Source organism: Paraglaciecola aquimarina (assembly GCF_032464635.1).
Lineage (GTDB): Bacteria > Pseudomonadota > Gammaproteobacteria > Enterobacterales > Alteromonadaceae > Paraglaciecola > Paraglaciecola aquimarina.
Genome location: NZ_JAWDIO010000002.1, coordinates 1,247,570 through 1,259,365 on the forward strand (window position 1 = coordinate 1,247,570; position 11,796 = coordinate 1,259,365).

Below are 11,796 nucleotides of genomic sequence, written 5' to 3' on the forward strand. Positions count from 1 at the left end.
GTAAAATTGTCCGATTTATATATGTCATCTTACGGCTAAATACTTTTCTGATAATCAATCCACTCGGTAACATCCCAATTGTTTTTTTCTCCATACCAGATGGCATCTTTTATATTTCTCTTAGCTTTAGAAGTTTGTCCCACTGTTTTATAGGCATGGGCGAGTAAAAAATAGGTGTTTGGATCGATAAAGTTTTCATTGTCCATATTTTCTAACCAGTCTATGGATTGTTGAGCAAATTTAGAGTCAAAGGTATCCATGTTATAATTTAGCTCTACTAAAGCTTGCTGGGCTTTTGCATGGTTTTTACTGGCCGCTTTTTCGAGCCAGAATCGAGCTTTGTTTGGATCTTCTTGTAAGTATGCTGAAGGGGAGTGATAGAGTATCTTGCCTAATCTATATTCTGCTTCAATATAGCTATTTTTGGCTGCTTTGGTGATCCAATAGATGGCTTTATCGATATCATCATTGTGGTATAGCTGAAACATTCCATAGTCGTACATAGCCGGTGAGTAACCTTGTTCAGCAGAACTGAACAATAATGGTTCAAAGGCCTCTAATTCTGTGTCGTCAAAGACTTCACCATAGGCTCGAGATAACATTGCGTACTGGTACTTTATAGCTGGATTTTCATGGGCTCTTTTCTTTAAGCTCAATAATGTTTTATGAATATGTGGATAACCTTTTTCTAAGTTTCCAACTCCTTCATAGAAAATATTGATACGCTGGAAAAGTCCATGTTGCGCGACTTTTTCACCGTCACGCTTGGCTACTTTTAGTTTTGAGTTGATAACAGCGGTGATAAAATCTTTATCGAATCGTGTTTTTGGCCAAGAAAAAATCACTTCGGGGTTTTCTACTTGGCCGTCTTTGCGCACCGAATAAATCACCTCGACTCGGCCAGATTCGGGGTTAACGATAGAGTCTTTTAGAGCGCTTAGTGCTCCACCGTTGCCTACTCCATAGTTTCTCGCCGCAGTATGCACAGCCGATTGATTTCTTCCTCGGGTAAGGTGATCTGAAGACACAATTAACTTGCCGCGTTTTAACATTTTGGCTGGAGTGTCAAAATCTTGGGATTCAATGACTTGGTCTGAAATATAAGGATAGTATTGTTTGGCTAAAGCAGTCTTGCCATATTCTTTGGCGAGTTCTTCAGCAAGGACGGCGGCTTCACTTTGTTGTTCTTGATTGAGACTTTGGTAAATTTCACCAGCAAACTGCATTGAATGTGGATGTTCATATTCATTGGCTAAAAAAACCATCCTATTGCACTAAACTTATCAACTTTTCCTGCTAGACCTTGGTAATAAAGAATCGCAAGCTTATGCTGCGCTTCGGGGTTGCCTATTTTAGCCGATTCAATTAATTCAACTTCAGCTTGTTGGTAGTCTTCATCAATAATTGCTTGGTTCGCTTTGTTTATATCAGCTAAAGTTAAATTTGATATCATCAAACAACATAAAAAACCTAAAACTCTTTCCATTGCCAATTTACTCTTTTCAATCCATTTCGAGCAAAGTTAGACACTTTGCTCATATACAGAAAAGGATTTATAACAAAGTGTTAATCATGAGTAAATTAAAAGTGTCATATATATTCTTTTAGTGTTGTTTGAATAACTAATACAGCAAGCTGTATATTTTACGGCGGTATTTGGATTTTAACGGATCGCCGTCTGGTAGCGCGTTAATCATATCTAAGGTGAATTTTTTAGCTTCGCCAAAGTTTAAATCAACTAATAATACCGACATAATTAAAGCTAGAGCATCTTCTGTTTGGTTAGCTTGATGTAACTGTATTGCCAATTCAGTTTTTATTTCTAATGAGTCAGGTTGTTGCTCTAATTGTGCTTGAAGGGCCTTTATTTCTGGCGATTCTGCGGCTTGCTCGGCTAGTTCTATTTTGCCTAAAATACTTTTATATAAAGCGTCTTGGTCGACTAAACCAATAGTGGCCAATAACTCTTTCGCTTGTTTGACTTGCCCTAATTCCACTTGGCAATCAGCCAGTAGTAGTTTGATATCAGCGCGCTCTGGAGCAAGTTCGTTAGCTTGTTTGAGTAGCGGGTAGGCTTGTTGGTAATCGCCAGCAGTGACTAACTCTGTTGCTTGTTGATATAAGCCGTCTTCCACTTTTGGTAAGTGTTTTTCTAGCAAAGTCACAATTTGTTCTTCAGTTTGAGGGCCTGCAAAGCCATCTAAAGGTTGTCCTTCTTTAACTAAAATTACAGTGGGTAAACCCTGTACACCAAATTGTCCGGCAATTTCTTGTTGTTGTTGGCAATCTACTCGAGCATGAATAAGGTTGTCGCTAAACCTGGTTGCAACCTTGGCTATTAATGGCGCAATGGCGTCACTGGGCTCATAACCTTCAGCCCAAAACTCTACCATAACAATTTTACTTTGCGAGTCTTGCAAGATAACTTGCTGGAAATTCTCTGGGGTGATGTTAACTATATTGTTCATTATTGGTTCCGATTACCTAAGCTAGATTGGTGGATGGGGACAAAATATAGAAACTCAAGATTATAGAGCGTTAATCGTGACTGCTTTTTACTGACTTAAACTTGGTAAAGAGCAGCTCTCGTCAATTTATTTTTCTTGAGTAACATTTTTCCGACAGCTTTGTTACGTCTTTTGATCATACCCAGTAAATTAGTCTGTATTTTTGCTAATTATGCTGTTGTCAACATCATTTGTTTAAAAAAAGTACAAAATTGTTGGCAAGATAGGCTTTTCAAGCCTGTAAAAAAACCGTAAACTTGCGCCCCTTTTTAACACCTCGGACGTTTTTTGCACGATTTATAACATAGGTAATTATGCAGATAGGTTCATACGCGTTAGAAAATAATTTGATACTGGCTCCAATGGCTGGAGTTACTGACAGACCCTTTAGACAATTGTGCAAGCGATTAGGTGCTGGATTAGTGGTATCAGAGATGCTGTCTTCGAATCCAAGAGTATGGAACTCTGAAAAGTCTAAACAACGAATGGATCACCAAGGCGAAGAAGGCATACGCGCGGTGCAAATAGCAGGAGCTGACCCTGAGTTAATGGCGCAAGCCGCTCAGTTTAATGTGAACAACGGTGCGCAAATTGTTGACATTAATATGGGATGCCCAGCAAAAAAGGTAAATAAAAAGTTAGCAGGTTCTGCGCTGCTTCAAGACCCTCAATTGGTTGAGAAAATCATTCGAGCAGTGGTTGCAGCAGTGAATGTGCCTGTTACTTTAAAAATACGCACAGGTTGGGATGTTGAGAACCGCAATGGTGTCGATATAGCCAAAATTGCGCAAGACAATGGAATTCAATCGTTAGCGGTGCATGGTCGCACCCGAGCCTGTATGTACAAAGGTGACGCAGAATACGACACGATTAAGGCTATTAAAAAAGCCGTGTCGATACCTGTTGTTGCTAATGGTGATATCACTTGCGCCCGCAAGGCAAAGCAAGTTCTAGAGTTCACCGAAGCAGATGCATTGATGATAGGACGCGGAGCCCAAGGCCACCCTTGGATTTTTCGTGAAATACAGCATTATCTGCAAACCGGCCAAATACTGGCTGCGCCTAGTATTGATGAAGTGAGCAGCATATTGCTTGAGCACGTCGCCAATGTTCATCAGTTTTACGGTGAATTTTTAGGATGCAGAATAGCCCGCAAACATGTGGGCTGGTATTTAGCCGAAAAAGACCAGCAAAGACTGTTTCGTGCAAAGTTCAATGCTATTGAGGAAGCTCAGCAGCAACTTGACGCGTTAAGCACGTATTTTGATAAATTGGTAGATGAACCAGCGTTTTCGCTAGCTTCGCCTACTGTGTAATGATGACTAACTAAAGAGCAAGATGTAATGTTCGAACAAAATGTAACTTCTCCTTTTACCACTACGGTAACGACTCCTTCGCAAACTCAGGCGCAGAAACCTCTTCGCGATTCAGTTAAACAGGCTGTTAACAAGTATCTTAAGCAACTTGATAATACCAATATCGAAAACTTATACGAGCTAGTAATGGCTGAAGTTGAAGCGCCAATGCTAGAAGAAATTATGACTTTTACGCGTGGAAACCAGACCCGTGCGTCTATCATGTTAGGTATCAATCGCGGTACTTTGCGTAAAAAGTTAAAACAATACGGCATGAACTAATCATTGCAGTATGTAAAAGAGCACCTCATGGTGCTCTTTTTGTTTGAGTTGGATCTGACCAACTAGTCAAGAAAGTTATTGTTAAACAAATCTATTCTCGCCTTATAATAGTGGAACAAACATGCAAAACGTATCTCCTGTAAAAACTATTCGCCGCGCTTTATTAAGCGTTTCAGACAAAACCGGACTTTTAGAGTTTGCCCAATTCTTGGCAAGCCAAGGTGTTGAGCTGCTTTCTACTGGCGGTACTGCAAAATTACTAAGTGACAATGGTTTAACCGTTATCGAAGCTTCGGATTACACCGGGCATCCAGAAATAATGGATGGACGTGTAAAAACACTTCACCCGAAAATTCATGGTGGAATTTTAGCTCGTCGCGGTCAAGATGAGCAGGTGATGGCTGATAACAATATCCAGCCAATTGACTTAGTGGTCGTCAATCTTTATCCATTTGCAGCAACGGTTGCTAAAGAAGATTGTAGCCTTGATGATGCCATCGAGAACATCGATATCGGTGGGCCTACTATGGTTCGTGCAGCGGCAAAAAATCATAATGATGTAACGATAGTCGTGAATGCAAAAGACTACTCACGTGTTATCAGTGAAATGCAAGCAAATGAAAACGCTGTTAGTCAGGCGACTCGATTTGATTTAGCGATTGCCGCTTTCGAACATACAGCTGAATATGATGGCATGATAGCTAATTATTTTGGCACTATGGTTCAAGGCGTTGAATGTGAAACAGGTTGTTGTGAACCTGAGTATAGTGAGTTCCCTCGCACTTATAATATGCAGCTTACTAAGAAACAAGATTTACGCTACGGCGAAAATAGTCATCAGACGGCCGCGTTTTATGTAGAAAACGATATCCAAGAAGCGTCTGTTGCTACCGCAGTGCAGTTGCAAGGTAAAGAGTTATCTTTTAATAATATTGCTGATACAGATGCAGCACTAGAGTGTGTGAAAGAATTTGATGAGCCAGCTTGCGTAATTGTTAAGCATGCTAACCCTTGTGGTGTGGCTTTAGGAGAAGATATTTTAACTGCTTATAATCGCGCTTATCAAACTGACCCTACATCAGCCTTTGGCGGCATTATTGCCTTTAACAGAGAACTTGACGCAGCTACAGCACAAGCTATTGTTGACCGTCAATTTGTCGAAGTCATTATTGCGCCAACAATTAGTGATGAAGCTGTTGCAGTGGTTGCAGCCAAAAAGAATGTGCGTTTATTGGCATGCGGTGACTGGCAAGGCCAATTAACCGAAGGCTTTGATTTTAAGCGCGTCAATGGCGGCTTGTTGGTGCAAGATCGAGATTTTGGTATGGTTGAGCAAGAAGAGTTGCAAGTTGTGACAAAAGTAAAGCCTACCGAACAACAGCTTAAAGATTTAATGTTCACTTGGAAAGTGGCTAAGTATGTTAAGTCAAATGCGATTGTTTATTGTAACGACGGCATGACCATTGGTGTCGGTGCAGGGCAAATGAGCCGTGTTTATTCAGCCAAGATAGCTGGCATAAAAGCAGCGGATGAAGGTTTGCAAGTTGAAGGTTCGGTCATGGCATCGGATGCATTTTTCCCATTCCGTGATGGTATTGATGCGGCCGCTGCAGCGGGTATTAGCGCCATCATTCAACCCGGTGGTTCAATGCGTGATCAAGAAGTGATTGATGCCGCAGACGAAGCGGGAATTGCTATGGTATTCACTGGCATGCGCCACTTCAAACATTAGCAAATGTGGTGTTCATCGTACTGATAGCGAATCGGACGGTGATGTAAGTGAAAACGGTGTTTAACTTGTCTTATAGATTGTTAAACCCGTTTTTTGTTACCTAGTGGCTTTATTCCAGTTACAATCATTTAAATTTTTAACTGTAAGAGAGATCCGTATGTTCAAGCGCACCCTTAAGTCGGTTTTAACAATATCTACCCTAACGTTCACGCTGTTAAGTTCTTCAACTGCAATGGCTGATGCAATCAGTGAAGCGGTTGGTAACGAACACAGGCCCGCAGAGCACAGATTAAGAGACGAATATCGTCATCCGCAGCAGACCTTACGCTTTTTCGACATACAACCAGATATGTCAGTAGCCGAAATATCCCCTGGTGGTGGTTGGTATAGTCATATTCTGGCGCCACTATTAAAAGATAGCGGTACTTATTATGCTGCTCACTTTTATGTTTATGATGGTGCTCCTGGATATTTTGAAAGATCTTTAGGTGGATTTAAGAAAAAGGTAGCCAGCACCCCTTCATTAGAAAACACTAAAATTACTGCCTTTCATCAAACTAAAGCGCTAGATTTCGCCCCAGCCGGTACTCTAGATCGAGTGCTGACATTTCGTAATGTGCACAATTGGTATATGCAAGGTGGACAAGAAGGGATAGATAACGCTTTTTCTAGTTTTTATAAAGCGTTGAAGAAAGGTGGTGTGTTAGGTGTTGTCGAACATAAATTGCCCGAAAGCTATGCAGACAGTGCGCAGAGTAAATCGGGTTACATGAAGCAATCATTTGTTGTTGCGGCCGCTGAAAAAGCTGGATTTAAACTAGTGGCTGAAAATCCAGTGAATTTAAATGCATTGGATACTGCTGACCATGAAAAAGGGGTCTGGACATTACCCCCTTCATTGCGTTTGGGTGAAAAAGACCAAGCTAAATATTTAGCCATAGGTGAGAGCTCACGTATGACTCTGAAATTTGTAAAACCTTAAAAGTAAGAAAGTAAAATATGAAAATATTGATTATTGGTGGCGGTGGCCGTGAACATGCTTTGGCGTGGAAAGCGGCACAATCAGAAAACGTTACTGAAGTATATTTAGCGCCGGGTAATGCCGGCACTGCACTTGAAGATAAGTTAACTAATGTAGACATAGGGGCTGAAGATGTCCCTGCTCTTGTTGAATTTGCTGAGCAAGCGAACGTTGACTTAACAATAGTTGGGCCAGAAGTACCTTTAGTACTAGGTGTGGTAGATGCGTTTCAAGCCAAAGGCATGAGTATCTTTGGTCCTTCTCAGGCGGCAGCACAGTTAGAGGGATCAAAAGCGTTTACTAAAGATTTTTTAGCGCGTCATAAAATCCCTACGGCTGAATATCAGAATTTCACAGAGATAGAACCAGCTATTGCTTATGTACAAGAGAAAGGTGCACCAATAGTTATTAAAGCGGATGGTTTAGCGGCAGGTAAAGGTGTGATTGTTGCCATGACCTTAACCGAGGCAGAAGAAGCAATCCGCGATATGCTAGCAGGTAATGTATTTGGTGAGGCGGGCTCTCGTGTTGTTATAGAAGAGTTTCTGGATGGGGAGGAAGCCAGCTTTATTGTGATGGTTGATGGTAAGAATGTACTGCCTTTTGCTACTAGCCAAGATCACAAGCGTGCTTACAATAATGATCAAGGTCCCAATACGGGAGGTATGGGGGCGTATTCTCCAGCCCCTGTTGTTACAACTGAAATACACCAACGTGTGATGGATGAAGTGATCTACCCTACTGTTAATGGCATGGCCAGCGAAGGTAACACTTACGTTGGCTTTTTATATGCTGGGTTGATGATTATGGCTGATGGCACACCTAAGGTCATCGAGTATAACTGTCGTTTCGGCGATCCAGAGACCCAACCAATCATGCTGCGTTTACAGTCTGACTTGATCGAATTGGTAAAAGCTGCACTTGCAGGCAAACTCGATCAAATACAAGCGGAATTTGATTCACGAGCTTCTGTGGGTGTGGTACTGGCCGCTGGCGGATATCCAGGAAGTTATAATAAGGGAGATGTTATATCAGGTTTGGAGCTTGGTACTAACGAGGCTAAGGTATTTCATGCTGGTACTAAAACAATTGACGGTAATATCACTACTAATGGCGGTAGAGTGCTTTGTGCTACAGCGTTAGGTAATACTGTGACCGAAGCCCAACAGAATGCCTATCAACTGGTTAAAACGATTAGCTGGCAAGATATGTTCCATCGTGATGATATTGCGTATCGAGCTATAGCCAGAGAGCAAAAAGGATAGATATACTGTCTAAACTTTGAAATTAAAAAATCCAGTCACTTCACAGTCACTGGATTTTTTATTTGTCGAATGTAGCCATAAAACAGAATTAATAGTGCTGTTAGTAGCAGTTACTCATCTTCGACTTTCTCTTTTGCCAATCTAACTTTTAATGTTCTCTCTTGAAACATGGAATCATTTAAGTTCTTAATGGCTTTAGTTGCACCTTTTGCTTCCATTTCCACAAAGCCATATCCCTTGCGTTTTCCAGTTCTACGATCTTTCATTAATCGAACAGATATGACCTTACCCTGTTGTTCAAAATGTTCTTGTACAGCTTGCTCGTTTGCACGATAAGGAAGGTTACCCACATATAATGTCAACACTTCTTGCGAAGCATCTTCGCTGCTAGGGGTATCAGAGTTAAATAAGCCAATTATTGATGGTATGACTAATCCACCAAGTAGAACGCCAATTACCGCCGCAAACTGATTTGAAATATCAGCAGCAACTAAAGGGAGAAGTACATAAAGTACCACGGCAAAAATAACCGTAATGATAATGTTTAAGACAAAGGTTGGTTTCATTTATAACTACCTAAAAAATTTATGATTATAAGAATAAGATAAAGATAACGCGGAGCCATGTTACTCATTTATTAAACAATCGTAAATAGTTAGCTTCTTATGGTCTATATACCTGACTCGATGGTTATGTGCTTACACACCAAATACTGCGTTGTTAAGGTAAAAGGAATTCTACCTACAGCGAATTACCTATCGTATATCGTTGCAGATAAAACTCGGATATAGAAAAGCTGTTGGCTAGTTAACTTCATATAGCGATATTTGTATGAATATTAGTCAAAAAACGCCTTTTTGTTTAATAAACCACCATTCAAACAATTAATTGAAAAAAGGGGTTGCAGTGAGGGAAGTTATCTCTATAATGCGCATCTCGCTTCGGGGAGGCCACTTAAAACGGCTTACCGAGACAGGATTTACCTAGAGTAAATATTGTCATTGCGATGCTCTGAGAGTGTTGTGGTTAGCGGGATGCAGCGAGTTAGTTAGTTTGAAATTAAATTAAAAAACTTGTTGACATCGAATCGGAAGCGAGTATTATACGCCTCCCGCTTAAGAGGGTCTTCGGGCAGCATCTAAAGCGACGCTTCTACGGAAGCAGCTACTGAGGTAGCGGTCATGTAAATGACACTGTTCTTTAACAATTAATAACAAGACAATCTGTGTGGACATTCACGAAGTGAGTGTCTACCAAAAAAATTCATATTTTCGATATATTTAATTGAAGAGTTTGATCATGGCTCAGATTGAACGCTGGCGGCAGGCCTAACACATGCAAGTCGAACGGAAACATGTCTAGCTTGCTAGATGATGTCGAGTGGCGGACGGGTGAGTAATACTTAGGAACATGCCTTTGTGTGGGGGATAACTATTGGAAACGATAGCTAATACCGCATAATGTCTTCGGACCAAAGGGGGCTTTTGCTCCCGCGCAAAGAGTGGCCTAAGCGAGATTAGCTAGTTGGTGTGGTAAAGGCGCACCAAGGCGACGATCTCTAGCTGTTCTGAGAGGAAGATCAGCCACACTGGAACTGAGACACGGTCCAGACTCCTACGGGAGGCAGCAGTGGGGAATATTGCACAATGGGGGGAACCCTGATGCAGCCATGCCGCGTGTGTGAAGAAGGCCTTCGGGTTGTAAAGCACTTTCAGTTGTGAGGAAAGGTTAGTAGTTAATACCTGCTAGCTGTGACGTTAGCAACAGAAGAAGCACCGGCTAACTCCGTGCCAGCAGCCGCGGTAATACGGAGGGTGCGAGCGTTAATCGGAATTACTGGGCGTAAAGCGCACGCAGGCGGTTTGTTAAGCTAGATGTGAAAGCCCCGGGCTCAACCTGGGAATAGCATTTAGAACTGGCAGGCTAGAGTCTTGGAGAGGGGAGTGGAATTCCAGGTGTAGCGGTGAAATGCGTAGATATCTGGAGGAACATCAGTGGCGAAGGCGACTCCCTGGCCAAAGACTGACGCTCATGTGCGAAAGTGTGGGTAGCGAACAGGATTAGATACCCTGGTAGTCCACACCGTAAACGCTGTCTACTAGCTGTTTGTGAGTTTAACTCGTGAGTAGCGTAGCTAACGCGATAAGTAGACCGCCTGGGGAGTACGGCCGCAAGGTTAAAACTCAAATGAATTGACGGGGGCCCGCACAAGCGGTGGAGCATGTGGTTTAATTCGATGCAACGCGAAGAACCTTACCTACTCTTGACATACAGAGAACTTTTCAGAGATGAATGGGTGCCTTCGGGAACTCTGATACAGGTGCTGCATGGCTGTCGTCAGCTCGTGTCGTGAGATGTTGGGTTAAGTCCCGCAACGAGCGCAACCCTTGTCCTTAGTTGCCAGCCTTAAGTTGGGCACTCTAAGGAGACTGCCGGTGACAAACCGGAGGAAGGTGGGGACGACGTCAAGTCATCATGGCCCTTACGAGTAGGGCTACACACGTGCTACAATGGCGAGTACAGAGGGAAGCGAACTTGTGAGAGTAAGCGGATCCCTTAAAGCTCGTCGTAGTCCGGATTGGAGTCTGCAACTCGACTCCATGAAGTCGGAATCGCTAGTAATCGCAAATCAGAATGTTGCGGTGAATACGTTCCCGGGCCTTGTACACACCGCCCGTCACACCATGGGAGTGGGATGCAAAAGAAGTAGCTAGTCTAACCTTCGGGGGGACGGTTACCACTTTGTGTTTCATGACTGGGGTGAAGTCGTAACAAGGTAACCCTAGGGGAACCTGGGGTTGGATCACCTCCTTACTATTACGGCAGGCCTTGCTTTGCTGAGTGTTCACACAGATTGTTTTGTTGTTGATAAGAAAGAGCAAAAAGAAGTGCTTGGGTTATTCAAGCAAATTCTTAGCGCTGCAGTCATCGCGAGTTTATTGCGATGATTTTTGTTCTAGGCGAGCTGACTTTTGAGCGAGCGAGGGCGTGTACAAGTCGTACATAACCGAGTGAGCGAAAAAACAAAGGCGACGCATAGGGCAAAAAGCAGAAGCAAGAAAGGCTTGTAGCTCAGCTGGTTAGAGCGCACCCCTGATAAGGGTGAGGTCGGCAGTTCAAGTCTGCCCAAGCCTACCAAATTCGCATTGATACTGCGTTGAAGTATTCGTCGTGTAGAAAAGCCACACGTCCTCTTACTTCGCCTTGTCTGAACGCGAATTGCATAACGAAGGTTGTGTTAACGGTAATAGATACACACTCTCAAGCTATTTGAGGGGCTATAGCTCAGCTGGGAGAGCGCCTGCCTTGCACGCAGGAGGTCAGCAGTTCGATCCTGCTTAGCTCCACCACTTTCTTTGGGAAGTGATTTGCTCAACAAGATTAAGTAGCCTTAATCAATACGCATAATAGTATGTTTATTGATTAGGGTTTTTTAAACCTTAAATGTTCTTTAACAATATGGAAAGCTGATAAAAAAGTAATCGAAAACAAAAAGAGTACTCTTTAAGAGCTTACTCTATCTGATTTTTATGATTAGTACTTGTCACGCATACAACGATAACCGCGAGGTTATGCCTAACCTTGGATAAAAGGCCAAGGGGTGAGACGAGTTGTGTTAATTGGAGGCCGTTAC

The 11,796-nt window shown here is 42.5% G+C and carries 9 protein-coding genes, 2 tRNA genes and 1 rRNA gene; 8 read left to right on the forward strand and 4 right to left on the reverse strand.

Annotation, left to right across the window (positions count from 1 at the left end; translation table 11 throughout):
- Window positions 1–35: 35 nt before the first annotated feature.
- The 3 genes from RS130_RS06750 to RS130_RS06760 all read right to left on the reverse strand — a co-directional run bounded on the left by RS130_RS06750 (window position 36) and on the right by RS130_RS06760 (window position 2,468).
- On the reverse strand, window positions 36–1,265 hold the full coding sequence (locus RS130_RS06750) for an energy transducer TonB (protein ID WP_316025323.1): 1,230 nt from the start codon (window positions 1,263–1,265) through the stop codon (window positions 36–38).
- A complete protein-coding gene (locus RS130_RS06755) occupies window positions 1,253–1,486 on the reverse strand; it encodes a hypothetical protein (RefSeq protein ID WP_316025324.1) in 234 nt (77 codons plus the stop codon). The genes RS130_RS06750 and RS130_RS06755 overlap by 13 nt, the downstream gene beginning before the upstream one ends.
- A 136-nt stretch (window positions 1,487–1,622) precedes the next feature.
- Complete coding sequence (locus RS130_RS06760) at window positions 1,623–2,468, reverse strand: tetratricopeptide repeat protein (RefSeq protein ID WP_316025325.1); 846 nt, start codon at window positions 2,466–2,468, stop codon at window positions 1,623–1,625.
- A gap of 353 nt (window positions 2,469–2,821) precedes the next feature.
- Between RS130_RS06760 and dusB the strand changes: the two genes are divergently transcribed.
- The 5 genes from dusB (at window position 2,822) to purD (ending at window position 8,162) form a co-directional block, all read left to right on the forward strand.
- Window positions 2,822–3,823, forward strand: a complete 1,002-nt coding sequence (dusB, locus tag RS130_RS06765; protein ID WP_316025326.1) for a tRNA dihydrouridine synthase DusB — start codon at window positions 2,822–2,824, stop codon at window positions 3,821–3,823.
- Between the two features lie 27 nt (window positions 3,824–3,850).
- On the forward strand, window positions 3,851–4,144 hold the full coding sequence (gene fis / locus RS130_RS06770) for a DNA-binding transcriptional regulator Fis (RefSeq protein ID WP_133469908.1): 294 nt from the start codon (window positions 3,851–3,853) through the stop codon (window positions 4,142–4,144).
- Window positions 4,145–4,265: 121 nt separating this feature from the next.
- Window positions 4,266–5,876 (forward strand): bifunctional phosphoribosylaminoimidazolecarboxamide formyltransferase/IMP cyclohydrolase, encoded by a 1,611-nt coding sequence (gene purH / locus RS130_RS06775; RefSeq protein WP_316025327.1) that lies wholly within the window; start codon window positions 4,266–4,268, stop codon window positions 5,874–5,876.
- Between the two features lie 157 nt (window positions 5,877–6,033).
- Window positions 6,034–6,858, forward strand: coding sequence for a class I SAM-dependent methyltransferase (locus RS130_RS06780; protein ID WP_316025328.1), 825 nt, complete (start codon window positions 6,034–6,036; stop codon window positions 6,856–6,858).
- A gap of 17 nt (window positions 6,859–6,875) precedes the next feature.
- Window positions 6,876–8,162, forward strand: coding sequence for a phosphoribosylamine--glycine ligase (gene purD / locus RS130_RS06785; protein WP_316025329.1), 1,287 nt, complete (start codon window positions 6,876–6,878; stop codon window positions 8,160–8,162).
- Between the two features lie 110 nt (window positions 8,163–8,272).
- Here the strand turns inward: purD and RS130_RS06790 are convergent, their stop codons facing one another.
- Window positions 8,273–8,728 carry an RNA recognition motif domain-containing protein gene (locus RS130_RS06790; RefSeq protein WP_316025330.1) on the reverse strand — a complete coding sequence of 152 codons (456 nt, stop codon included), beginning with the start codon at window positions 8,726–8,728 and terminating at the stop codon, window positions 8,273–8,275.
- Between the two features lie 715 nt (window positions 8,729–9,443).
- Between RS130_RS06790 and RS130_RS06795 the strand changes: the two genes are divergently transcribed.
- From RS130_RS06795 to RS130_RS06805, 3 genes are all read left to right on the forward strand, one after another.
- A 16S ribosomal RNA gene (locus RS130_RS06795) occupies window positions 9,444–10,976 on the forward strand.
- 247 nt (window positions 10,977–11,223) lie between these two features.
- A tRNA-Ile gene (locus RS130_RS06800) sits at window positions 11,224–11,300 on the forward strand.
- Window positions 11,301–11,436: 136 nt separating this feature from the next.
- Window positions 11,437–11,512: transfer RNA gene (locus RS130_RS06805), tRNA-Ala, on the forward strand.
- Window positions 11,513–11,796: the final 284 nt, after the last annotated feature.

What these genes read in the sequence shown, in the direction of transcription:
- RS130_RS06750 (WP_316025323.1), bottom strand. Translation starts at nt 1,265, where the DNA reads ATGGTTTTTTTAGCCAATGAATATGAACATCCACATTCAATGCAGTTT.
- RS130_RS06755 (WP_316025324.1), bottom strand. Translation starts at nt 1,486, where the DNA reads ATGGAAAGAGTTTTAGGTTTTTTATGTTGTTTGATGATATCAAATTTA.
- RS130_RS06760 (WP_316025325.1), bottom strand. Translation starts at nt 2,468, where the DNA reads ATGAACAATATAGTTAACATCACCCCAGAGAATTTCCAGCAAGTTATC.
- dusB (WP_316025326.1), top strand. Translation starts at nt 2,822, where the DNA reads ATGCAGATAGGTTCATACGCGTTAGAAAATAATTTGATACTGGCTCCA.
- fis (WP_133469908.1), top strand. Translation starts at nt 3,851, where the DNA reads ATGTTCGAACAAAATGTAACTTCTCCTTTTACCACTACGGTAACGACT.
- purH (WP_316025327.1), top strand. Translation starts at nt 4,266, where the DNA reads ATGCAAAACGTATCTCCTGTAAAAACTATTCGCCGCGCTTTATTAAGC.
- RS130_RS06780 (WP_316025328.1), top strand. Translation starts at nt 6,034, where the DNA reads ATGTTCAAGCGCACCCTTAAGTCGGTTTTAACAATATCTACCCTAACG.
- purD (WP_316025329.1), top strand. Translation starts at nt 6,876, where the DNA reads ATGAAAATATTGATTATTGGTGGCGGTGGCCGTGAACATGCTTTGGCG.
- RS130_RS06790 (WP_316025330.1), bottom strand. Translation starts at nt 8,728, where the DNA reads ATGAAACCAACCTTTGTCTTAAACATTATCATTACGGTTATTTTTGCC.